This is a genomic window from Oleiharenicola sp. Vm1, from assembly GCF_047777955.1.
Classification (GTDB): domain Bacteria; phylum Verrucomicrobiota; class Verrucomicrobiia; order Opitutales; family Opitutaceae; genus Didemnitutus.
This window is the reverse complement of record NZ_CP180537.1, coordinates 1,664,106-1,686,720: the sequence shown is the minus strand read 5'-3', so window position 1 is coordinate 1,686,720 and position 22,615 is coordinate 1,664,106. Positions and strand designations below refer to the sequence as shown.

The 22,615-nt window shown below is 68.4% G+C and carries 21 protein-coding genes and 3 tRNA genes; 17 read left to right on the top strand and 7 right to left on the bottom strand.

Features of this window, described 5'->3' with window-relative positions; genetic code table 11:
• The first annotated feature begins 22 nt into the window (after positions 1-22).
• From ACMYLB_RS08700 to ACMYLB_RS08690, 3 genes are read left to right on the top strand one after another with little or no spacing between them, the layout of a single operon-like run.
• Entirely contained in the window at positions 23-1,630 is a 1,608-nt protein-coding gene (locus ACMYLB_RS08700) for a GH39 family glycosyl hydrolase (RefSeq protein WP_415910534.1), read from the top strand.
• A 60-nt stretch (positions 1,631-1,690) separates the two neighbouring features.
• Positions 1,691-2,065: a hypothetical protein gene (locus ACMYLB_RS08695; protein WP_415910533.1), complete on the top strand. Its 375-nt coding sequence runs from the start codon at positions 1,691-1,693 to the stop codon at positions 2,063-2,065.
• Entirely contained in the window at positions 2,011-2,421 is a 411-nt protein-coding gene (locus ACMYLB_RS08690; RefSeq protein WP_415910532.1) for a hypothetical protein, read from the top strand. Before ACMYLB_RS08695 ends, ACMYLB_RS08690 begins: the two co-directional genes overlap by 55 nt.
• 34 nt (positions 2,422-2,455) lie before the next feature.
• On the opposite strand, the gene ACMYLB_RS08685 is transcribed toward ACMYLB_RS08690, so the two are convergent.
• From ACMYLB_RS08685 to ACMYLB_RS08670, 4 genes are all read right to left on the bottom strand, one after another.
• Complete coding sequence (locus ACMYLB_RS08685) at positions 2,456-3,262, bottom strand: inositol monophosphatase family protein (RefSeq protein WP_415910531.1); 807 nt, start codon at positions 3,260-3,262, stop codon at positions 2,456-2,458.
• A gap of 172 nt (positions 3,263-3,434) precedes the next feature.
• Positions 3,435-3,511, bottom strand: a tRNA-Pro gene (locus ACMYLB_RS08680).
• Positions 3,512-3,590: 79 nt separating this feature from the next.
• Positions 3,591-3,667 (bottom strand) — tRNA-Arg (locus ACMYLB_RS08675).
• A gap of 108 nt (positions 3,668-3,775) precedes the next feature.
• Positions 3,776-3,851, bottom strand: a tRNA-Ala gene (locus ACMYLB_RS08670).
• A gap of 184 nt (positions 3,852-4,035) precedes the next feature.
• Here ACMYLB_RS08670 and ACMYLB_RS08665 point away from each other — a divergent pair.
• On the top strand, positions 4,036-4,428 hold the full coding sequence (locus tag ACMYLB_RS08665) for a hypothetical protein (protein WP_415910530.1): 393 nt from the start codon (positions 4,036-4,038) through the stop codon (positions 4,426-4,428).
• A 31-nt stretch (positions 4,429-4,459) separates the two neighbouring features.
• On the opposite strand, the gene ACMYLB_RS08660 is transcribed toward ACMYLB_RS08665, so the two are convergent.
• Complete coding sequence (locus ACMYLB_RS08660) at positions 4,460-5,053, bottom strand: lysophospholipid acyltransferase family protein (protein WP_415910529.1); 594 nt, start codon at positions 5,051-5,053, stop codon at positions 4,460-4,462.
• A gap of 288 nt (positions 5,054-5,341) precedes the next feature.
• On the opposite strand from ACMYLB_RS08660, the gene ACMYLB_RS08655 reads away from it, so the two are divergent.
• On the top strand, positions 5,342-5,830 hold the full coding sequence (locus tag ACMYLB_RS08655) for a hypothetical protein (protein WP_415910528.1): 489 nt from the start codon (positions 5,342-5,344) through the stop codon (positions 5,828-5,830).
• 58 nt (positions 5,831-5,888) lie between these two features.
• On the opposite strand, the gene ACMYLB_RS08650 is transcribed toward ACMYLB_RS08655, so the two are convergent.
• Complete coding sequence (locus ACMYLB_RS08650; RefSeq protein WP_415910527.1) at positions 5,889-6,122, bottom strand: ferredoxin; 234 nt, start codon at positions 6,120-6,122, stop codon at positions 5,889-5,891.
• Between the two features lie 218 nt (positions 6,123-6,340).
• On the opposite strand from ACMYLB_RS08650, the gene ACMYLB_RS08645 reads away from it, so the two are divergent.
• The 12 genes from ACMYLB_RS08645 to ACMYLB_RS08590 all read left to right on the top strand — a co-directional run bounded on the left by ACMYLB_RS08645 (position 6,341) and on the right by ACMYLB_RS08590 (position 18,652).
• The gene (locus ACMYLB_RS08645; protein WP_415910526.1) at positions 6,341-6,712 is read left to right on the top strand and encodes an NADH-quinone oxidoreductase subunit A; all 372 of its coding nucleotides are present in this window, start codon (positions 6,341-6,343) and stop codon (positions 6,710-6,712) included.
• Positions 6,709-7,377 carry an NADH-quinone oxidoreductase subunit B gene (locus ACMYLB_RS08640; protein ID WP_415910525.1) on the top strand — a complete coding sequence of 223 codons (669 nt, stop codon included), beginning with the start codon at positions 6,709-6,711 and terminating at the stop codon, positions 7,375-7,377. The genes ACMYLB_RS08645 and ACMYLB_RS08640 overlap by 4 nt, the downstream gene beginning before the upstream one ends.
• 3 nt (positions 7,378-7,380) lie before the next feature.
• Entirely contained in the window at positions 7,381-8,070 is a 690-nt protein-coding gene (locus ACMYLB_RS08635) for an NADH-quinone oxidoreductase subunit C (RefSeq protein ID WP_415910524.1), read from the top strand.
• A 92-nt stretch (positions 8,071-8,162) separates the two neighbouring features.
• Positions 8,163-9,239 carry an NADH-quinone oxidoreductase subunit D gene (locus tag ACMYLB_RS08630; RefSeq protein WP_415911054.1) on the top strand — a complete coding sequence of 359 codons (1,077 nt, stop codon included), beginning with the start codon at positions 8,163-8,165 and terminating at the stop codon, positions 9,237-9,239.
• A gap of 50 nt (positions 9,240-9,289) precedes the next feature.
• Entirely contained in the window at positions 9,290-10,006 is a 717-nt protein-coding gene (locus tag ACMYLB_RS08625; RefSeq protein ID WP_415910523.1) for a 4Fe-4S dicluster domain-containing protein, read from the top strand.
• The gene (locus ACMYLB_RS08620; RefSeq protein WP_415910522.1) at positions 10,003-11,289 is read left to right on the top strand and encodes a complex I subunit 1/NuoH family protein; all 1,287 of its coding nucleotides are present in this window, start codon (positions 10,003-10,005) and stop codon (positions 11,287-11,289) included. The genes ACMYLB_RS08625 and ACMYLB_RS08620 overlap by 4 nt, the downstream gene beginning before the upstream one ends.
• Positions 11,286-11,792 carry an NADH-quinone oxidoreductase subunit J gene (locus ACMYLB_RS08615; protein WP_415910521.1) on the top strand — a complete coding sequence of 169 codons (507 nt, stop codon included), beginning with the start codon at positions 11,286-11,288 and terminating at the stop codon, positions 11,790-11,792. The genes ACMYLB_RS08620 and ACMYLB_RS08615 overlap by 4 nt, the downstream gene beginning before the upstream one ends.
• On the top strand, positions 11,789-12,100 hold the full coding sequence (nuoK, locus tag ACMYLB_RS08610) for an NADH-quinone oxidoreductase subunit NuoK (protein WP_415910520.1): 312 nt from the start codon (positions 11,789-11,791) through the stop codon (positions 12,098-12,100). The genes ACMYLB_RS08615 and nuoK overlap by 4 nt, the downstream gene beginning before the upstream one ends.
• Positions 12,101-12,103: 3 nt before the next feature.
• The gene (gene nuoL / locus ACMYLB_RS08605) at positions 12,104-14,131 is read left to right on the top strand and encodes an NADH-quinone oxidoreductase subunit L (protein WP_415910519.1); all 2,028 of its coding nucleotides are present in this window, start codon (positions 12,104-12,106) and stop codon (positions 14,129-14,131) included.
• Positions 14,128-15,666, top strand: coding sequence for a complex I subunit 4 family protein (locus ACMYLB_RS08600; RefSeq protein ID WP_415910518.1), 1,539 nt, complete (start codon positions 14,128-14,130; stop codon positions 15,664-15,666). The genes nuoL and ACMYLB_RS08600 overlap by 4 nt, the downstream gene beginning before the upstream one ends.
• Positions 15,666-17,180: a complex I subunit 4 family protein gene (locus ACMYLB_RS08595; RefSeq protein WP_415910517.1), complete on the top strand. Its 1,515-nt coding sequence runs from the start codon at positions 15,666-15,668 to the stop codon at positions 17,178-17,180. Before ACMYLB_RS08600 ends, ACMYLB_RS08595 begins: the two co-directional genes overlap by 1 nt.
• Before the next feature lie 5 nt (positions 17,181-17,185).
• Positions 17,186-18,652 carry an NADH-quinone oxidoreductase subunit N gene (locus ACMYLB_RS08590; RefSeq protein WP_415910516.1) on the top strand — a complete coding sequence of 489 codons (1,467 nt, stop codon included), beginning with the start codon at positions 17,186-17,188 and terminating at the stop codon, positions 18,650-18,652.
• 113 nt (positions 18,653-18,765) lie between these two features.
• Here the strand turns inward: ACMYLB_RS08590 and ACMYLB_RS08585 are convergent, their stop codons facing one another.
• Complete coding sequence (locus ACMYLB_RS08585) at positions 18,766-22,422, bottom strand: glycoside hydrolase family 44 protein (protein ID WP_415910515.1); 3,657 nt, start codon at positions 22,420-22,422, stop codon at positions 18,766-18,768.
• Between the last annotated feature and the right edge of the window lie 193 nt (positions 22,423-22,615).

The following is a 22,615-nucleotide window of genomic DNA, read 5'->3' as shown; positions in this document are numbered from 1 at the left end:
GTGCTGCGTTGCTTCCCTCCCCATGCTTCGCCCCTTCTCCCTCCTCCTCGTCCTCGCCGGCGCCCGTCTCGTCGCCGCCGCCGACGCGCCCCCGGCGCGCGTCATCGCCGCCGACCTCGCGCAGCCGCGCGGGCCGATGAGCCGCATGTATAACTTCTGCGTCGGCGCCGGGCGGGCCAACGAGGGCCTGCGCGCCGACTGGCAGCGCCAGCTCCGCCTCGTGCGCGAGCAATGCGGCTTCCGCTACATCCGCTTCCACGGCCTGTTCACCGACGACATGGGCGTCTACTTCGAGGACCCGCAGGGCCGGCCGGCCTACAACTGGCAGTATGTCGACGAGCTCTTCGATTTCATCACGGGCATCGGCATGAAGCCGTTCATCGAGCTCGGTTTCATGCCCAACGCCCTCGCGAGCGGGCCGCAGACGATCTTCTGGTGGCGGGGCAACGTCACACCGCCGAAGGATTATGCGAAATGGGAGGCGTTCATCGCCGCCTTCACCCGCCACGTCACCGCGCGCTACGGCGCCGACGAGGTGCGCTCGTGGTATTTCGAAGTCTGGAACGAACCCAACCTCGACGGATTCTGGATGGGCAACCCCGAGCGCAAGCGCTTCGAGGACTGGGCGCCGGCGGCACGCGCGGAGTATTTCAAACTCTACGCCGCCAGCGCGCGCGGCGTGAAATCCGTCGATCCCACCTACCGCGTCGGCGGTCCCGCCACGGCCGGCGAAGGCTGGATCGACGAGACGCTGGCCTTCTGCGCCGAGCAGAAGGTGCCGCTCGATTTCGTCACGACGCACAGCTACGCCACGATGAGCGGCTACCTCGACGAGACCGGCAACGCCGGCACCGTGCTCTCGCCCGACCGCGACGCAATCACCGCCGGCGTCCGGCGCGTCCGCGCCAAGATCGACGCCTCCCCCTTCCAGGCCGTCGAGCTGCACTACACCGAGTGGAGCACGTCCTACACGCCCTCCGACCCGGTGCACGACAGCTACCACAGCGCCGCCTTCATTCTCGACAAGATGCGGCACATCGGCGCGGCCGCGACGTCGATGTCGTATTGGACGTTCACCGACATCTTCGAGGAAGCCGGCCCGCGGCGCACGCCCTTCCACGGCGGCTTCGGCCTGCTCAACTACCAGGACCTGAAGAAACCCTCGTTCTTCGCCTACCAATTTCTCCAGCGGCTCGGCGACACCGAGCTCGCCTGCCGCGACGGTGACGCCTTCGTCTGCCGCGACGCGCGCGGCGGCGCGCAGGCGCTGTTCTGGGACTTCACGCTCACGCATCCCGGCCCCTCGATCATCAACCAGGAGTTCTACGCGAAGGACCAGCCCGCGAAGGACAAGGGCGCCGCCGAGCTGCGCCTCTCCGGCCTCAAGCCCGGCACCTACCGCCTCACCGCCACGCTCGTCGGCTACCGCGCCAATGACGTCCAGTCCGCCTGGCGCGACCTCGGCTCGCCCGCGCAGCTCACCCGCGCGCAGGTGGACACGCTGCGCGGCGCCTCGAGCGGCGCCCCGACCCTCGAGGCAGACGTCACCGTCGCCGCCGACGGGAAGTTCGCGCGCACGTTCCCGCTCCGCGAGAACGACGTCTGGTTCGTCGCGCTGCAGCCGCGCTGAACGCGGCGCGCGGCGCCCGCGCGCATTGACGGCGGAGCGCCGGCGCGGCATCCTGTCCCCGTGCCTTCCCGACGTGCCCTGGTTGCGCTCGTCCTGCTGGCCGCGTGCGGCGCCGCGACCGGCGCGACGGACGCCCCCGCGGAGAAACCGGTGCGCCTGCCCGACTTCGCGGTGAACGAACGCGCCTTCGGCAAATGGGGCGTCGCGCTGCATTTCCACACCTCGCTGTTCAACCGGAGCACGGAAGCCGGCCCGCCGCGCAGTCCTTACACGGTGGAGTTCGTCGTCCGCGATTCCCCGGCCATCGCGCCGGCCTGGTCGTCGGCGATCAAGTCGTGGGCATCGAGGGACGCGCCTGCGACACGCTGCCCGTCGGCGAAATGCGGAAACTCTTCTACGAGACCGGCAGCGGCCTGCCGCTCGCCCTGCGCGTGAGCTCCCCGTTCACCGACGCCGTGCGCGAGGTGACGTTGAAACCCGACCTGAACCGGACCTGGCTGCGGCGCCAGCCGCGCCGCTACGTCTACTGGGGCATCGACGTCGTGCCGGCGCCGCACGAGAAGCTGCGCACCGAGTTTCGCCGGACGAAAATCGCGACGCTCGCCGAACTGCACTGGAGCGGCCCCGCCCTCTACCTCGCGCCGCGTCCGGACGGCGGCGTGGAGTGGTGGCGGCGGCGCGGCGCACGCACGACGCTCGCCGCGGGCTCCGTGCTCGAGCTGCACGACGACGGCACCTTCACCGTCCAGTCCCCGCCGGCCCCAGCCGTTTCCCCGCGCGACGGCCGGTGATCGCGCCGCGCCAGGCGGCGGTGGCGAGCGTTCCTCAACGCGCCGCCTGCAGCACGCGCAGCATGGCCGCGTGGATGCGGCCGTTGCTGGCGACGCAGCGGGCGCGGTCCGCGCGTTGCGGATCGGGTGCGCCCGCGTAGTCGCTGACAGTGCCGCCGGCCTCCTGGACGAGCAGCACGCCGGCCATGATGTCGTAGGGCTTCAGATCCTTTTCCCAATAACCGTCGAGCCGCGCCGCGGCGACGTAGGCGAGATCGAGCGCGGCCGAGCCGAGCCGGCGCTCGCCGCGGATGTGCTTCAGGAACTCGGACCACTCCCGCAGGTTGTTGTCCGGGTTGGTGTGCTTGTCGTAGGGGAAGCCGGTCGAGACGACGGCGTCGTTCAGCTCCGCGGTGGCGGTGACGCGCAGCGGCTGGCCGTTGAGGTGCGCGCCGCCGCCGCGCACGGCGCTGAACAGTTCGTCGCGCGTGGGATCGTAGACCACGCCGAGCAGCGGCCGCCGGTCCGGCGTCGCCAGCGCGATGCTGGTGCAGAAATGCGGGAGCTTCGCCGCGAAGTTCACCGTGCCGTCGACCGGGTCGACAAACCAGTGGAACGGCGCCGCCGCGGCCGGCGCGCCCTGCCCGCCGCCCTCCTCGCCGACGATGTGATGGTCGGGAAAGCGCGCGAGCAGCGCGCGCACGATGAACGCCTCCGCCTCGGTGTCGGCGGCGGTGACGACGTCGGAGCGGGTCGACTTGCGCGCGGAGATCGGGATCGGCGCGGCGAAGTGGCGTCGGATGATCGCACCCGCCCCGCGCGCGATGGCGGCGACGTCGTCGAGGATGGCGGCGGCTTGCATGGGCCCACGATCAACCCATCGCGCCGTCGAGGTCACCACGAAATCCACCGGCGCCGCCGCCGCGCACCCGGGCCCGCCGGACGTCCTTTCCCGCTCGCGCCGGCCCTCCCGGCAGCCTCGCCGCCAGACGCAACGAACCGCATCTCGTCGCCAAGATGCGGTTCGGTTAAAATGGTCGGGCTGGTGAGATTCGAACTCACGACCTCTTGCACCCCATGCAAGCGCGCTACCAGGCTACGCTACAGCCCGATGATTCATCGGAAAGGTGAAGAAGCCCCACGCGTTCCGGCGAGGCAAGTCATTATTTTCGCCGCCGCGCGCGGGATGTTGGCGTCCCCGGCGTGACTCGAACACGCGACCAGCGGTTTAGAAAACCGCTGCTCTATCCAGCTGAGCTACGGGGACAACCGACGGGCGCACTTTGCGCAGCGGCCGCACGCTTGTCGAGAGCGGCGACGTGCCCCGGCGAAAACGCCGCGCCCTCCGGCGGTCGGCACGGAGGGCGCGGGAAAATGGTGGAGCAGATCGGGATCAAACCGACGACCTCGTCGTTGCGAACGACGCGCTCTATCAACTGAGCTACTGCCCCGGAGGGAGGTGTTTGTTTGCAGGCCGTTTTCGCCGGAGTAAACTAAAATTTTTCGGTCCGGACACGGTTGGGGCGGTAAAACCTCCGACACAATCCCCGGTCTGGCCCTGAATTTGCTGTTGCACCTCCCCGTCGGCGGCGGGAAACAGACCCTCCGCCGGTTCGAATCCTCCCTTTTAAAGCCATGAAGAAGACCACCAAGAAGGCTGCCGCCCCCACGGCCGCCGCTCCGAAAGCCACCAAAGCGCCTGCCAAGGCCCCGACCAAGAAGGTCGCCGCCGCCGCTCCGGCTGCGCGCCGCAAAGCCGAGCAGCCCGAGCCGCCGGCCACGTTCATTTCCGCGCGGGTCGACATCGGCTTCGGCAACCACCTTTACCTCCGCGGCGAGGGCCCGGGCCTGAGCTGGGATCACGGCATCGCCATGGACTGCATCGCCGCCGACGGCTGGGCCGCCACGATCAAGGGCGCGACCGCGCCGGTCGTGTTCAAGGTGCTGATCAACGACGTCACCTGGTGCACCGGCAACGACTACGTCGTCGAGCCCGGCCAGAGCGTCACCGTCACCCCGACGTTCTGAGCGATCCGTCGTCCGCCGCCCGCGTCCGCGATCAATCCCGGTCGGGGTTGATCGCGACCAACGCGGCGCGGACATCCTCCGCGCTGATCTTTTCGCCGTCGGCCCGCACCGGCTCCAGCACGGTGCAGCGCAGCTTCACGCGCGAAAACGGCCAGGGAATGTAGAGCCGGTCCCAGCTGCGCAGGCGCTTCGCGCGCGTGAACTCCGCGCCGAGCAGCACCATCGGCGCGTTCAGCCGGCGCGTGACGACGAGCACGCCCGGCTCGACCACATACATCGGCCCGCGCGGGCCGTCAGGCGTGATGCCGATGTCGTGTCCCTCGCGCATGCGCTCGATGAGCAGCCGCGCCGCCTCGCGGCCGAGGTTGCTGCTCGAGCCGCGCACGGGATGGATGCCGATCATCCGATAAAACGCCGCGAGCCACGCGCCGTCCTTGCTCGCGCTCACCAGTCCGTAGACGCGGCGCCGGGTGCGGAAGCGGCGGAAGAACTCCGGCGACAGGAACAGCCGGTTGTGCCACAGCACGATGGCGGCGGGCGTGTCGGACATCGAGAGGCGCCGCACCGTCTCCGCGTCCGCCTCGAAGCGCAGCGTGCGCACCCAGAGGCGGAGCAGCGTCGCCACGCACCACAAGGCCGCCCGGCGCCAGCCACGCACTTCGTTGATCAGGTCTGAGGTCTGCGTTTCCAGAGCCCCCGTTTATGCGCGGAGCGGTGGGTGGCCGCCAAGATAAAGTTCACCGGCACTCGAACGCCGAATCTTTCTCTTTATCTTTCTCTTAATCTTTCTCTCTGTCTGGGCACATGCCGCATCCTTCCGAAATGAAGGAGAACGAGAAAGATCAAGAGAAAGAGGAAAGATCTGCACCACTCCCTTCCGCCCTGCCCTCACCTGCCCGCCCCGCCGCCCGCGATGGATGCCGGCGCGCTCACCGCGCACGGCGAGGCGCGCGACGCCGGTTTCTATCTCACCGCGCTGACCTACGGCCATTACCTCTGGCAGCGCGGCTTCGCCGCGCGGGCCACGCTCTGCCTCGACCGCGCGCTCGGCGCGGACCTGCGCGGCGACGAGCCGGTGCTGCGCGACTGGCCCCTGCCCTACGCCGCGATGCGCTGGTTCCTCGCCCACACGCCGCCCGACGTCTTCATCGGCAACCCGCGCGTGCACTTCCAGCATCTCGCCGACCGCATGAACGAACCGCGCCGCGAGCAGCGCCGCTGGCGCGCCTGGGCCTGCTGGGCGCTCGCGCGGGCCGCGCGGCCGGAATGGCCCGGCGACCCGAGGCACCGCGTCGTCGAGCCGACGGTCGACGAGATCGCCGCGCGCCTGGCGCGGCACGGTCTCGCCGGCGAAGTCGCGCTCTGGCGCGGCGCGTTCGCATCGTCCCCCTATAAAGCGTGAACCGGCCCGGCGCTAAGCGCCGCGGCCGGTTGAACACACGAACTAACACACAATTGGTTTACGCGCCGTCGTCGCCGATCGAGGCGGTGGCGCAGCTGTCGGCGGCCTCCTTGCACTTGGCGATTTCCTCCTCGGTCACCGGCTGCTTCGTCACGTAGGACGTGCCGGTTTCCTCGTTGCGCGCGAAGTGGTCCGGCGCGATGACGCGGCATTGGTCGCAGTCGATGCAGCTCGAGTCGACGTAGAAGCGACCCGCGACGTTGTAGGAGAGACGATCAGTGAGAGTGGCCATGGTGGAGGTGGAGTGACGCGTTGAATCTACTACAACGCGGCGCGCCGCGCTCGGCGCGCGTTGCCGGGCACTTCGCGTTTCTTGGCGAGATGGTATTAGTTGCAACCGGCCTAATCGCGCGCCGCGGCCAACGGATGCCCAGCTTCTGACAATTAACGGAACGGTTCCGGCGTTGAATAGAAGTTGGCAGATTCCGAAGCTGCTCTTACCAAAAAAACATGAACGGCCATCCCCACGCATTCCTGGCCCTCTTCCTCGGCGTCGCTGTCGCCTTCCCGCTGATCCTTTTGGGTGTCGCCCAGCTCTGGGTGCGGTTTTTCCAGCCCGCCAAGCCCAACGCGCTCAAGAACGCCGTCTATGAATGCGGCCTGCCGCCCCAGGGCGAATCCTGGATCCAGTTCAAGGCGCACTATTATCTCTACGCGATTCTGTTCCTGATCTTCGACGTCGAGGTGCTGTTCCTCCTGCCCTTCGCCGTCGCCTTCACCGGTCTGCCCGCGGGCGCGTTGCTCGCGATGCTGGTGTTCATCCTTCTTCTCGCCGAGGGCCTCGTGTGGGCCTGGGCACGCGGCCACCTCAACTGGAAATGAGCGACGCTCCCTCCACGCCAACTCCGACGCCGTTCCCGGCCGCCGGAAACATCTCCGACGCGGAGCGCGAAGAGCTCCGCCGCCACGGCATCCTGCTCACCTCGCTCGAGGAGCTCTACAACTGGGGCCGCGCCAACTCCATCTGGCCGCTGCAGTTCGGCCTCGCCTGCTGCGCGATCGAGATGATCGCGGCCGCCACCGCGCGCTTCGACATCGCGCGCTTCGGCGCCGAGATCTTCCGCCCCTCGCCGCGCCAGGCCGACCTCATGATCGTCTCCGGCACCGTCACCAAGAAGATGGCGCCGAACGTCGTCCGCCTCTGGAACCAGATGCCCGAGCCGAAATACTGCATCGCGATGGGCGCGTGCGCGATTTCCGGCGGCCCCTTCAAGCAGGGCTACAACGTCCTCAAGGGCATCGACCGCTTCATCCCGGTCGACATCTACATCCCCGGCTGCCCGCCGCGCCCCGAGGCGCTGCTCAACGGCCTGATCGAACTCCAGAAGAAGATCCAGGCGGAGAAGGTCGCCGGCCCGCAGGCCGCCAAGCACCTCCGCGCCGACGTGCCGAGCGAGTTTCCGGTTCCCGAATACGGCGAGCACGACATCGTGCCCTCGAAAAATCCCGACGTGTGGTCGCCGCCGTCGCTCCCGCGCAAGGCCTGAGCCATGGAAACGCTCGAACAAATCCGCGATCGCATCGCCGCGCGCTTCCCCGGCGCCTCGGTCTCGATCCAGCTCAACCCCGGCGCCGCCGCCGAGCACTCGCTGCGCATCGACGCGAAGCACGGCCGCGAGATCGCCCTCTTCCTCCGCGACGACGCGGCGCTGCAGCTCGACTACTGCTCCAACGCCACCGGCGTCGACTGGCTCGACAAGGAAGTGGTCGACGTGAAGAAGACCACCGTGCCCGACCCCGCCGGCGGCCCGGCCAAGGTCGTGGAGGAAAAGACCAAGCGCACCGAGCCCGGCTACCTCGAGGCCGTCTATCACCTCTACTCGATGGCGCTGAAGCACGGCCCGGTCGTCATCCGCCTGCGCACCGGCAACCGCAGCGACGACGTGAAGCTCCCCTCCCTCACGCCGGTGTGGAAATCCTGCGACTTCCAGGAGCGCGAGATCTTCGACCTCTACGGCATCGTCTTCGAGGGCCACCCGGACCTCCGCCGCCTGCTGATGTGGGACGAGTTCAAGGACCACCCGATGCGCAAGGACTACGTCGCGCCGGACGATTTCGAATACGAGCCGACCCCGCACGACGCGGTGCTCGCCCGCGCCAAGGCCCACTATCCTCCGCCTGCGGCGCAGCCGCAGGACGGACCCTCCGCAGCTTCAGCGAAGGAGGGCGCCAAGCCATGAGCCTCTCCCCCTTCTCCAACTTCACCTCGCACCAGGGCCCGACCGTCCGCGCCGTGAAGGACCCGTTCCACGGCGACCTCCTCGAGGTCTCGATGGGACCGCAACACCCGTCGACGCACGGCGTGTTCCGCATGGTCGTCACGCTCGACGGCGAGCAGATCGTGAAGCTGAAGCCCGTCTTCGGCTACCTGCACCGCAATCACGAGAAGATCGCCGAGAACACGAGTTACCTCGCGTCGATGCCCTACACGGACCGGCTCGACTACCTCTGCTCGATGTCGACCAACTGGGCCTACGCGATGGCGGTCGAGAAGCTCGCCGGCCAGGCCGTGCCCGACCGCGCGCAATACCTCCGCATCATCCTCGCGGAAATGACGCGCCTGGTGAACCACACCTGCCTCGTCGGCTTCCTCTTCAACGACCTCGGCACCTCGTTCACGCCGCTCCTCTACGGCTTCCGCGAGCGCGAGAAGTTCCTCGACCTCTTCGAGGCGCTCAGCGGCTCGCGCATGATGTGCAACTTCCAGCGCTTCGGCGGCTGCCGCGTCGATCCCTCGCCCGAGTGGCTCGCCGCCGCGCAGAAGCTCGTGGCCGACTACCCGCGCTTCCTCGACGAGTGGGAGCAGATGCTCACCGGCAACGAGATCATGCTCGCCCGCACGCAGGGCATCGGCGTGCTCGACGCGAAGGCCGCCATCAACGCCGGCATCACCGGTCCGTGCCTCCGCGCCTCCGGCTACAACTACGACCTGCGCAAGGTCGACGGCTACGGCTTCTACCCGCGCTTCGACTTCCGCGTGCCGCTCGGCGAGCACGGCGACACCTACGACCGCTACATGCTCCGCATCCTCGAAATGCGCGAGTCGGTCAAAATCCTCGAGCAGGCCTTCCGCGATCTGCCCGCCGGTCCGGTCATGGACCCGAAGGCGAAGATCCGCGGCTTCCGCCCCAAGGCCGGCGAAGCCTACGGCCGCATCGAGGGCCCGAAGGGCGAGCTCGGCTTCTATCTCATCAGCGACGGTTCGCCCAATCCGTATCGTTACCGCGTCCGTCCGCCCACGCTCATCAACCTGACGCTGCTCGAGGAGATGTGCCTCGGCCACACCGTGGCCGACGCCGTCGTCATCCTCGGCAGCATCGACATCGTCCTGGGCGAGGTCGATCGCTGACCGGCTCTCAACTCTCAACCCGCAACTCTCAACCGCGCGCAGCGCCCACCATGCTCGGCACCGGACTCCTCAAAGGCCTCGCCGTCACCGCGAAGAACTTCGTCGGCAGCTACACCACGCCCGAGCGCATGGTGACGGTCTCCTATCCCGAAGAGAAAGCGCCCATCGGCGAGAACTACCGCAGCTTCCCCTTCCTCGTCTGCGAGACCGCCGACGACCCGATGGGCACGCTGCGCTGCGTCGCCTGCCAGATCTGCGAGAAGGAATGCCCGCCGCAGTGCATCTACATTGAGAAGTCGAAGGACAAGAAGCCCGACGCCACCGGCAAGCAGCAGTTCTATCCCGCGATCTTCGACATCGACACCTCCGTCTGCATGAGCTGCGGCATCTGCGCCGAAGTCTGCCCCTTCGACTCGATCAAGATGGACAAGGTCTTCGAGGTCGCGCCGTCGAACCGCTTCGAGGGCCTGCTCCTCAAGCGTGAGCAGCTCGCCAAATCGAACGCCTACTACAACGAGATCCGTCCGGCCGAGGCCTCGGAAGTCGACGCCCGCCTCGCCGCCGACCGCAAGGCCGCCGAGGAAAAGGCCAAGGCCGCCGCGGCCGCTGCTGCCGCCAAAGCCGCGGCCGCGAAAGCCGCGCCCGCGACTCCGGCCGCCGCCGCTCCCACTTCCACCCCCGCGTCCGCCGCTCCCGCCACTGCTGTTAAACCTCAACCCGCCCCCGCGCCCAGCGCGTCGGCTCCCCAGCCGCCCGCCGCCTCATGAGCGTTCTCGGTCTCTCAGCTCTCAGCTCTCAACTCTCAACTGCGGCGGCGCCCGCCGCCTCCTCCGCCGACGGCGCCTTCCTCGAAGTCCTGCCGCTCATCGTGCGCGACGAGATCGTCGGCTGGTTCCCGGACTCGCTGCAGTGGCTGGTCAGCTCGCTGATCACGATCGTCGTCATCCTCGCGGTCTTCGGCCTCTTCTTCGCCTTCACCACCATCGCCGAGCGCAAGCTGCTCTCGCGCGTCCAAAACCGCCTCGGCCCGAACCGCGCCGGCCTGCCCTTCTGGAAGAACGGCCCGCGCCTCTGGGGCCTGACGCAGCCCTTCGCCGACGCCGTGAAGGCGCTCACGAAGGAGGACGTCGTGCCCGCCACCGCGGACAAGCTCCTGCACTTCCTCGCCCCGGTCACCGTCGTCGCGTTCTCGCTGCTCGGCTACGCCGTGCTGCCCTACGGCCGCCACCTGGTGCCGGTCGATCTCGACGCCGCGGTGCTCTACTTCTTCGCCGCCGGCGCCGCCACCGAGCTCGCCATCTTCATGGCCGGCTGGTCGAGCCGGAACAAATACTCGCTCCTCGCCGCCATGCGCGCGCTGGCGCAGCTCATCAGCTACGAGCTGCCGCTGATCCTCTCCGTCGTCCCCGTCATCCTCATCGTCGGCACGCTCTCGACGCAGCAGCTGGTCGAGGCGCAGGGCGGCTGGTTCCTCGGCTTCCTGCCGCAATGGCACGTCTTCACGCCGTGGGGCTTCGCGGGCTTCCTCATCTTCCTCGTCGCCGCGCTGGCCGAGAGCAACCGCTCGCCCTTCGACCTGCCCGAGGCGGAGTCCGAGCTCATCGCCGGACACCTCACGGAATACTCCGGCTTCAAATACGCGCTCTTCTTCATGGCCGAATACTTCGGCCTCTTCGCCCTCAGCGGCCTCGGCATCACGGTCTTCCTCGGCGGCTGGCAGGCGCCCTTCCCCTTCCTCGAGTTCATCCCGTCCTACCTCTGGTTCATCGGGAAACTCATCGTCATGGTCGTCTTCTTCATCTGGATCCGCGGCACGCTGCTGCGCCTCCGCATCGACCAGCTCACGCGCCTGGCCTGGCAATTCCTCGTGCCGCTGGCGCTGATCAACGTCGCCAACGCGGCCTTCTGGGCGCTGACCACCGCGTGGACCGGCCCGCTCCAAGCCGCGCGCTGGGTCGTCTCCGCCGCGATCATCGTCCTGCCCTTCCTCGCCATCGGCCGCCGCCTGAACAAGGGCCGCGCGCCCCGCACCTACCGCTACGCGTCATGACCCCCGCGCTGCTCCTCATCGCCTTCGTCACGCTCGCCGCCGCCGCGGTCGCGATGGCGCTGCGCAACCTGATCCACAGCGCGCTGCTGCTCATCGCCAGCTGGGCCGGCCTGGCCGCTCTCTACCTCTGGTCGGGCGCGCAGTTCGTGGCCTTCGCCCAGATCCTCGTCTACGTCGGCGCCATCTCGATGGTCGTGCTCTTCGCCGTGCTCCTCACCAAGCAGGGCGGCGACCTCGGCCCGATCGAGCCCGCCTCGCTCTCACGCGCCGTCCTCGCCCTCATCGCCGCCGGCGGCGTCGCCGGCGTCCTGCTCGGGGCCATCCTCGGCACGCCGCTCGACACCACTGCGGCCGCCGCGCCCGCCACGCTGAGCGTCCGCCAGCTGGGCGAACAACTCATGGGCAAGCACGCCGTCTCGCTCCTTATCACCGGCCTCATCCTCACCGTCGCGCTGCTCGGCGCCGTGGTGATCGCCGCCCAGGACAAGGAGGACGCGTCATGAGCCCGCTGCAAATCTGCCTCATCGTCTCGACGCTGCTTTTCTGCGTCGGCCTCATCGGCGCGCTCTCGCGCAGCAACAGCATCCTCGTGCTCCTCGGCGTCGAGCTGATGCTGAACGCCGCGAACCTCAACTTCATCGCCTTCTGGCGCTACGGTCCCCATCCGGAACTGGGCACCGGCGTCATCTTCGTTCTCTTTTCCATCGCCGTCGCCGCCGCCGAGGCCGCCGTCGGCCTCGCCCTGGTGATCGCGATCTACCGCCACCGGCAGAGCATCCGGCTCCAGGAAGCCGCCCAACTCAAAGGCTGAGCCATGACCCTCTCCGCCCAATCCCTCTGGCTCATCCCGGCCCTTCCGCTCGCCGCCGCCGCGATCGGTGCGCTGACGCCGCGCCAGGGCCGCGCGCTCGCCGCCGGCGCCGCCATTCTCTCGATGGCCGCCGCCTTCGTCGTCTCGTGCCTCGCGCTGCAGGGCGCGCTCGCCCACCCCGCCGCGCACCAGGTCTACAACTTCGAATGGTTCGACCTCGGCCACGGCGCGCTGCGCCTCGGCTTCCTGCTCGATCCGCTGACCGCGTTCATGTGCGTGATGGTCTCCTTCGTCGGCCTGCTGATCTTCATCTTCAGCACCGGCTACATGAAGGAGGACGCGAACTTCAAACAGTTCTTCTGCTTCCTCAGCCTGTTCGCCGCCGCGATGCTCGGCCTGCTCGTGGCGAACAGCCTCCTGCTCCTCTTCATCTGCTGGGAACTCGTCGGCCTCGCCTCATATCTGCTCATCGGTTTCTGGTTCCACAAGCCGTCCGCCGCCGCCGCGGCGAAAAAGGCCTTCATCACGACGCGCATCGGCGACCTCGGCTTCCTGCTCGGCATGCTCTGGCTGCAACACGCCGGCGGCACGCTGCTCTTCTACGACGCCGGCAAGGGCGCGCTCGAGTCCTCGGTCCTCCAAACGCTCCTCGGCCAGCAAGTCTGCGGCGGCCTCGCGCTCTCGACGGCCATCGGCCTTCTCATCTTCTGCGGCGCGGTCGGCAAGTCCGGCCAGTTCCCGCTGCACGTCTGGCTCCCCGACGCGATGGAGGGTCCGACGCCCGTCTCCGCGCTCATCCACGCCGCCACGATGGTCGCCGCCGGCGTGTTCCTCATCGCCCGCGTCTACCCGCTGATGGCGATCGACCAGATGCTGGCCAACGTCCCGGTGCACGCACTGACGGTCGTCGCCTTCATCGGCGCCATCACCGCGCTCATGGGCGCGGTCATCGCCGTCGCGCAAAACGACATCAAGCGCATCCTCGCCTTCTCCACCGTCTCGCAGCTCGGCTACATGATGCTCGCGATCGGCGTCGGCTCCTGGACCGCCGCGATCTTCCACCTCCTCACGCACGCCTTCTTCAAGGCCCTGCTCTTCCTCGGCGCCGGCTCGGTCATCCACGCCGCGCACCACGAGCAGGACATCCGCGCGCTCGGCGGCCTGCGCGGCCCGATGAAGGTCACGTTCGCCACTTTCGCCGTCGGCATGATGGCGCTCGCCGGCGTGCCGTTTCTCTTCTCGGGTTTCTGGAGCAAGGAAGGAATTCTCCACGCCGCGCACGCGTGGGATACTTCCCACCTTCCCTTCTACGCCGCAATCGTCGCCGTCGTCCTCACCGCCTTCTACAACACCCGCCTGATGGCCGAGGTGTTCTTCGGCAAGCCCCGCTCGCACGCCTCCGAGCACGCGCACGAGAACAGCCCCGCGATGACGGTGCCGCTGATCATCCTCGCCACTTTCGCCATCACGCTCGGCTTCCTCGGCACGCCGGCCTATCCGTGGCTCCAGGCGATGCTGCAAGGCCAGCACGCCGTCCACGGCCACTCGCTCCTCGAAGGCGCCGGCCTGATGGTCACCTCGATCGTTCTCGTCGCCGTCGGCATCGGCGCCGGCTGGGCGATCTACGGCCGCCGCCCGCGCGCTGACGCCGCGGCGCGCGACCCGCTCGAGCAGCGTTTCCCCGGCGCCTTCGCCGCGCTCGGCGCCCGCCTCGGCTTCGACGAGCTCTACGCCGCCACCGCCTTCAAGGCCAACGCCGCCCTCGCCACGCTCGCCGACTGGGCCGACCGCTACGTCTGGGACGGCGCCGTGCGCCTCCTCGCCGGACTCGGCGAGTTCACCGGCGTCGTCAACCGCGACACCGATGAGCAGGGCCTCAACGGCGGCTTCAACTCCGCGGCGGAAGGTCTCCGCGCCACCGGCGTCGCTTACTCGAAGCGGCAGACCGGCGACGCCCACGGCTACCTCCGCACGCTGGTCCTCGGTTTCGTGATCGTCCTCCTCGTCGTCATCTTCGGAGGTGCGCGATGAACTCCCTCCCGCTCCTCTCGCTCATCATCTTCGTGCCGTGGGCCGGCGCGCTCCTGCTCGCCCTGCTGCCCAAACTCCCCGCCGGCGCCAGCCGCGCCCTCGCGGTGTTCTTCAGTCTCTCGACGCTGGCGCTGGGCACGACCGTCCTCTCCGGCTTCGATCCGGCGGCCGGCCTGCAGTGCGTCGAGAAGCACGCGTGGATCTCCGCCCTCGGCGTCAACTACCACCTCGGCGCCGACGGCCTCAGCCTCGTGCTCGTGCTGCTCACCGGCGTCATCGCCCCGGTCGCGCTCTTCGGCACCGTCCGCGCCGCGAAGCAGCCCGCGCTCTACGCCGCGCTCTTTCTTTTCCTCCAAGGCGCCGCGCTCGGCGTGTTCCTCGCCCTGGATTTCTTCCCTTGGTTCATCTTCTGGGAGCTGAGCCTCGTCCCGGCCTTCTTCCTGATCAAACTCTGGGGCGGCGGCGCGACGGAAAGCGGCCAGGCCGCCGCCGCGCGCGCAGCCTACCAGTTCGTCATCTACACCATCGGCGGCAGCGCGTTCATGCTGATGGCCTTCGCGGCGCTGTTCGTCGCCACGGGCACGTTCGACTTCGTGCAACTCGCCGCGCTCGCCCAGTCCGGCGCGCTGGCCGCGAAACTCGGCGCCGTCGGCGGCTTCTGGCCGCACCTCGTTTTCCTCGGCGTGTTCCTCGGCCTCGCGGTCAAGGTGCCGCTCTTCCCCTTCCACACCTGGCTGCCGCCGGCCTACGCCGAGGCGCCGATCGGCGCCTCGATGTTCCTCACCGGCGTGATGTCGAAGATGGGCGTCTACGGCTTCCTCCGCATCCTCTGGCCGATCTTCCCGGCCGACCTGCACGCCGCCGCGCCATGCCTGATCTGGCTCGCCGTCGCGGGCGTCGTCCTCGGCGCCTACGCCGCGATCAAGCAGACCGACCTCAAGCGCATGGTCGCCTACTCGTCGGTCAACCACCTCAGTTACTGCCTGCTCGCGCTCTTCGCCGTCGCCCTCGCGGGCCAGCCCGGCGAAGCCTCCGCGTCGGCGCTCAGCGGCGCGATCCTCCAGATGTTCAACCACGGCCTTTCCGCCGCCGCGTTGTTCTTCTGCGTCGGTCTCCTCGAGAGCCGCTCGAACGGTCTCCGCGGCCTGAACGACTTTGGCGGCGTCCGCACCGCGGCCCCGGTCTTCGCGGCGCTCTGCGGCATCTCGATGTTCTCCTCGCTCGGCCTGCCCGGCCTGAACGGCTTCGTCGGCGAGTTCCTGATCTTCCGCGGCGTCTTCGGCCTCGCGCCGGCCACGGCGGCCGTCTCGACGCTCGGCCTGCTCGCCACCGCCCTCTTCCTCCTCACGTTCTGGCAGCGCGTCTTCCACGGTCCGGCCAAGGGCGCCGGCGTGGCCTTCCGCGACCTCGACGCCGGTGAGATCGTCACCCTGCTGCCGCTCATCGCCCTGATGTTCGTGCTCGGCCTCGTCCCGCAGCTGCTCGCCGGCCTGATCAACCCGCTCGTCACCTCGTGGGTGAGCCACCTTCCGTAATGAACGCGCTTCCCTGCACCATCTACGTGTCCTTCGCCGGCGCCGCGCTCGCGCTGCTGGCCGGCGCGCGCTCGGCGCAACTGGCGCGCGTCGTGGCCCTCGTCACCGCGCTGACCGCCTTCGGCCTCGCGCTCTGGGCGGGCGCGCATTTCACGCCGACCAACTCCCTCCAGACGCTGGTCGACGCCCCGTGGGTCGCCGAGCTGGGCGTCCGCTATCACCTCGCGGCCGACGGCATCAGCATGACGCTGATGGTCCTCACCGGCCTCGCCGCGACCGTCGGCGTGCTGTTCTCCTGGAACATTGAGGAGCGCGTCGGCGAGTTCTTCGCCCTCTACCTCGCCCTCATCGGCGGCGTGTTCGGCGTGTTCCTCAGCGCGGACGCCTTCCTACTCTTCGTCTTCTACGAGATCGCGATCGTCCCGAAGTATTTCCTCATCGCGAACTGGGGCTCCACCAACCGCGAATACGGTGCGATGAAGCTCGTGCTCTACTCGTTCGCGGGCAGCGCGCTCGTCATGGCCGGCCTGCTCTGGGCCTACGCCGCGTCGGGCGGCGCGAGCTTCGCCCTCTCCGACCTCGCGCTGGCGGCCACGCAGTTCACGCGCTTCGAGCAGCTCGGCATGTTCGCCCTCGTCTTCACCGGCTTCGCCGTGCTCGCGGGCATGTTCCCCTTCCACACCTGGGCGCCCACCGGCCACGTCGCCGCGCCCACCGCCGCCTCGATGCTGCTCGCCGGCGTCGTGATGAAACTCGGCGCCTACGGCTGCCTGCGCGTCGCGATGGCGACCTTCCCGACCGGCCTGGCCTATTTCGCGCCGGTCATCGCGTGGCTCGCCATCATCGGCATCGTTTACGCCGGCCTCGTCGCGCTGGTGCAGGAGGACTTCAAGTTCGTCATCGGCTACTCGAGCGTCAGCCACATGGGCTTCGTGCTCCTCGGCCTCGCCGCCGCCAACTCCGTCGCCGTCAGCGGCGCGGTGCTGCAGATGTTCTCGCACGGCATCATCGCCGGCCTGCTCTTCGCCGTCGTCGGCCGCATGGTCTACGAACGCACGCACACGCGGAAGCTCGCCGACCTGCGCGCGATGCCGCTGCACCGGCTCCTGCCCTTTGCCGCCGTGACGTTCGTCATCGCCGGCCTCGCCTCGATGGGCATGCCGGGCTTTAGCGGTTTCCCCGCGGAGCTGACGATCCTCGTTGGAACGTGGAAGACGAAGCCGCTCTGGGCGCTCGTTGCCGCGACCGGCGTCCTCATCGCCGCCGCCTTCACGCTGCGCGCCATCCAGGTTTCCTTCTTCGGCAAGACCGACGCCGCCCCCGCGGCCGCGTCCGCCCACGGCGCGCACGCGCATGAATTCCCGCCCATCACCTGGGCCGAGAAGGCCGGCGCGATCCTCCTGATCGCGGCGATGGTCTACCTCGGCCTCAATCCCGACGCGCTGCTCGACTGGATCCGGCCCGCGCTCGAATCGCCGCTCTTCCGCGCGGCGCTGACGGGAGGTGCGTCATGAACGGCTTGAGCTACGCTGAACTCTTCCGGGCCTTCCTGCCCGAAATCGCCCTCACCCTCGGCGCGCTGGTCGTGCTCGGCTTCGACCTCGCCACCGGCCGCGGCAAGGACACCGCCGCCCGTCTCCGGCCCGCCGTCTTCATCGGCATGCTCGCGCTGGTCGCCGCGCTCTACGGCTCGATCAACGCCGGCATCGGCAGCACCGTCTTCGGCGGCGTCTTCTCGCTCGACGCCCTCACCCTGGCCGCGCGGCTCGGCGTCATCCTCCTCGCCTGGCTCACGCTCGGCCTGCTCAACGACGTCGTCACGCTCCGTCACCCCGCCGAATACGTCGCGATCCTCCTGCTCGCCACCGCCGGGTTCACCCTCATGGCGGGCGCGCAGCAGCTGCTCGTCGCCTTCCTCGCCCTGGAACTCGCCAGCCTCTCGCTCTACGTCCTCGCCGGCTGGGACAAGTCCTCCCCGCAATCCGCCGAGGCCGCGCTGAAATACTTCCTCTTCGGCGCGATGTCGGCCGCCTTCCTCCTCTTCGGCTTCAGCCTGCTCTACGGCGCCACCGGCTCGATCGACCTGCCGGTCATCGCCATCCACCTCTCGCTCCAGGGCATGACGCCGCTCGTGGTCGTCGCGCTCGCGATGATCATCGTCGGCTTCGGCTACAAGGCCGCCGCCGCGCCCTTCCACCTTTGGGCGCCCGACGCCTACCAGGGCGCGCCCGCCTCCTCCGCCGCGCTCATCGCCTCCGCCTCGAAGCTGGCCGGCTTCGCGCTCTTCCTCCGCCTGCTCTGGCCCGGCCTCGGCTTCACCGCCGGACGCATCAGCGAGCTGCCGCTCGTCGTCGGCTGGACGCCCATGGTCGCGCTGCTCGCGCTGGCCTCGCTGCTCGTCGGCAATTTCGGCGCCCTCGCCCAGTCCAACGTCCGCCGCCTGCTCGCCTACTCGGCCATCGCCCACGCGGGCGCGATGCTGCTCGGCGTCGTCGCCGCCGGCCGCGCCGGTCCGGGCCCGGTCTTCTACTACGCCGCCACCTACGGCCTCGCCACCGTCGGCTGCTTCGGCGTCGTCGCCATCGTCGAGCGCGCCGGCCGCTGCCAGGACCTCACCGACCTCGCCGGCCTCTACCGGCGCTCGCCGCTGCTCGCCGGTTGCCTCGCCGTCTTCGTGCTCTCGCTGGCGGGCGTCCCCCCGCTGGCCGGCTTCTTCGGCAAATTCTCCGTCTTCGCCTCCGCGCTGAAGCTCTCCGGCCTCAACGGCCCCGTCGGCTGGCTCACGCTCGCCGCCATCGCGCTCAGTGCCGTCGGCCTCTACTACTACCTGCTGATCCTGAAGCAGGCGCTCGTCGCCGCCCCGAAGGAGAACGCCGCGACCAAGATCGCCGTCCCCGTCCAGGCCGGCCTCGCGCTCCTGATCGCGAGCGCGCTAATCGTCCTCTTCGGCCTCTTCCCCTCGAAGATCCTGCAGCTGTTCGGGTGAACCCACGACGCGTCCCGCAGGCCGGCCAATAAAAAACGGCCAGCCCTGGCGGGCCGGCCGGTGAAGCGAGACGCCGGAGCACCATCCGGGGTCTCGAGCTGCTGCCGCGAACGTTACGGCGTGATCTCGATCGTCGAGACGCTGAGCGCCGGGAGCGAGATGACCCAGTTGCTCAGGTTCACCGGCACCTCGCCGACGAACACCGGCGACGACTTGTTCGTCTCCATGCGATAGACCTTCGCGTTGCCGCTCGCGGCGAGACCGTTGAACGAAACGTCTTCCGCCGTGAACGAGCGGTTGATCACCACGAGCACGAGGCGATTCGGGTTCTGCGAATCGCGGCTCACGTAGGCGGCGACCTTCGCGATGTTGCTCGACGTCGCGGCAACGGAGATGTCACCGAACGCGCTCTGGTTGCCGTCGTAGTCGCGATACATCTTGAACGCGCCTTGCACGAACGGATACGTCGAGCTCATCGGCCAGTAGTTGGCGGCGAAGACACCGTGGGCACCGAAGATGCCGAGGTTGTCGGCCTGCGCGATCGCGCCAGCGATGTGGTGGTGGCCACCGTTGTCGTATTCGGTGATGGCCAGCTTCGTGCCGGGGAAGCCGGCTTCGACTTTCGCCTCAAGACGCGGGAGGATGCGCACCGGGCCTCCGAAGTAACTCACGATCCAGGAATTCTCCGCATAGGTCGGGTCCCACAGAGAGCGCGGGCTCTGCACGATTTCCTGGATCTGCTCGGCGTTCAGATTCGGCGAGCTGAGCAAGATGATGCGGGTGTTGCCCGCGTAGGCTTCCGAATACCAGTGGAAGTCGAAGACATCGAGCAGGCGCTGGCCGGCGCTGTCGGAGGCCGCCTTCATCGCCTGGAGGTATTGGTCCATGAACCAATAGTTCTCCGTGTAGCCGGGGCTGCCCTGCCAGTTGATGAAGCCGCTGATGCCGTAGTTCACCGGGCCGAAGATCTTGATCGACGAGTCGACGTCCTTCACCGCGCGCGCGAGCGCGACCGATTTCTCGATGAACGAGGCCGCGGTCGGATGCTGCGGCTGGATCTGCGGGTGCGTGAGCGACCAGAGGTCGGGCTCGTTGTCGAGCGACACGAACGTCGGCGTGACGGGGTCCGCGTAGATGCTCGTCGGGAACTTGCCGCGCAGCGCCCAGATGAACTCGTCCATGTAGACGGCGTTGTCGGTCGTCGACGGCGTGGAGGTGAACGGCGTGCCCTTGCGGTAGACGACCGGCTTGAAGCGCTCGCTCAGGTAGTTCGGCGCGGTGATGTCGACTAGGCCGTTCTTGTCAGCGGCGACGTAGCCTTGGAGCTGCACCGAGATGAGGCTGGCGCTGTGACGCGCGCGGTCCTCGGCGATGCGCGAGCGAACCGCTTCCGCGGGCACGATCGTGTCGCCGCCGAGGTAGTTGTCGTTGCTGTAAGGGCCCCAATCGGCGCCGCTGTTCGAGGCGTTGTTCTCCCAGTTGTAAGCAGTCCAGCGGTTGCCGCCCTGACGATTGAACGTCAGGTTGCGCACTTGGCTAGCCGTCTCCTGGTAGAAGTTCATGCCGTAAATCCACGGCGAGATCGGATGCGTCTGCGCCGGGTTCACCGTGATCGTCACGGTCGGCTGGCCGGCGGCGTTGGTCGTGAACGCGATTTCCTGCGACGCGCTGAGGTCGAACGCGTCGGTGACGGTCACCGCGCCTTGGTAGGTCGTGTTCGGCTCGAGCAAGTCCGCAAGGGAGCTGCGGCTGAGCGCGTAGTCGTCGAACGTGCGCACGAGTTCGGTGCCGCCGACCTTGTGGTAAACTAGGCGCGCCTTCGTCGGGCGGTTGGTCTGCCAGACGAGCGTGGCGCTGTTGCCGGTGACGTTGGTCGCCGCGAGGCCGGAGAGGATCGGCGGCGTGGTCGGCGCCGGCGGCATGCTGAACGTGCCGGTGTAATAGCCGTAGTTCGGCTGCGCGTCCGGCTCGGTGCGGTGGTCGAACGCGACGATGCGATACTGATACGTCACGCCGGGCAGCAGGCCGGGCAGCGTCGCGCTGTGCGCGGTCACCCAACCGTCCCAATCGCCGGGACCTTCGAATGTCTCGGTGTAGCCGGTGCGGCCGTATTCGATGCGGAAGCGCGCGAACTCATTCGTCGTGAACGCGAGCGTCATCGCGTCGTAGCTGACCGACGGCGTCGCGGACTGGAACGTCACGACGGGCGCGACGAGATCGTCGACGTAGCCGACGCGCACGTTGGCCATCCGGAAATGCGGCTGCGAGTCGGGGCCGCCGTTGTTGAAGAACAGGAACTGGTGGAAGCGGATGATCTTCGGGTGGAGCGACGCGATATCGATCGTGACATGGAACCAGCGGTTCACGCGCTCGGCGGGCGTCAGCTGCGCCCAGCCCGGGATGAAGTCGACGAGCTTCGCGTCGTCGGAGAGGAACGCGTCCTCGAACATGATTTCGAGGTTCTCCATGCCGGTGGAATCGGCGTCGACGTAGAGGTCGAATTCGATCGTGCGGAACTCATTCAGGTATTTGTCCTGCGTGTCCCAGCCCGGCTTGCGGTCGGCGAGGCCGAAGGCGTTGCTGCCGTTCTCGGCGCTGTAGCGGACTTCGATGGCGTGACCCGTGCGGCCCGGCGCCTCCGCCGAGAAGTTGCTGTAGATCGGCGCCGTCTCGGATTCCCAGCAGGAGCGAATCCACGAACCGAGCAGCGCGGAATCGTAGGCGACCTGGTATTTCATGCCGCCCGTGGACGGCGTGACGGCGACCGCAGTCGACGCCGTGACCGTGCCGGCGCTGTTGCGCGCGGTGAGCGTGTAGGTCGTGGAAGCCGTCGGCGACACGCTGACGCTCGAGCCCGTGATCGTGCCCACGCCATTGTCGATCGCGAGTGAAGTCGCGCCGGAGACATTCCAGCTCAGCGTGCTCGCTTGGCCGGCCGTGATGGACGCCGGGGCCGCGCTGAACGACGCGATGACCGGCGGCGCCACGGCGACGGTGACGCGTGTGGTCGCGGTGACCGAGCCGCCGGCATTCTTCGCCGTCAGCGTGTAGGTCGTGGTTTGCGCGGGGCTGACGGTGACGCTCGAACCGGTGACGGTGCCGACGCCGTTATTGATGGAAACCGAAGTCGCTCCCGACACCGACCAGCTCAACGTGCTCGACTGGCCCGCGGTGATGCTCGCCGGCGAAGCCGCGAAGGAGGAAATCACCGGCGGCGGCACCACGACCGTGACTTTGGTCGAAGCCGTGACCGAGCCACCGGCGTTCTTGGCCGTGAGCGTGTAGGTCGTCGTCTTCGCCGGGCTCACAGACACGCTGCTGCTACCCGTGACGACGCCGACGCCGTTGTTGATGCTCACCGAAGCGGCGCCCGCGACGTCCCAAGCGAGCGTCGCCGCGCCGCCGAGCGTCACCGAGGCGGGGGTCGCGCTGAACGACGCGATCACCGGCGGCGGCACGACCACCGTCACCCGGGCGCGCGCCGTGCGCGAGCCGCGGGAATTCGACGCCGTCAGCGTGTAGACCGTGGTCTGCGTCGGCGTCACTTGCACGCTCGGGAGGTTGGTGACTTCGCCGATGCCTTGATCGATCGTGATCTTCGTGGCGTCGCCGATCGCCCAGGTGAGCGTGGACGATTCGCCGAGGCGGATGGTCGCGTTCGTGACGGTATCAGCCTTGAACTCGCCGATCGCCGGCAGCGGCGGCAGCGTGTCGGCCCGGAGCCCCGGCGCCGACGCCAGCAGGGTCAGCACGGCGAGCAACGGGACCATTCTCGAGAAAAAGCGGAGCCCGCAGGCCCACGCGCAGGTCGCGCCCGAAAGGGAGCGCAGGTAGTGCAAGAAACGTATCATAAGCGCGCGGAGTGAGCGGCCGGCCGCGGCGCACAGCCACCCGGTTGCGACGAACAACCATTCTACTTCCGACTAGATAAGCATCTATTCAGCAACAGCTTAAATTGGTCGC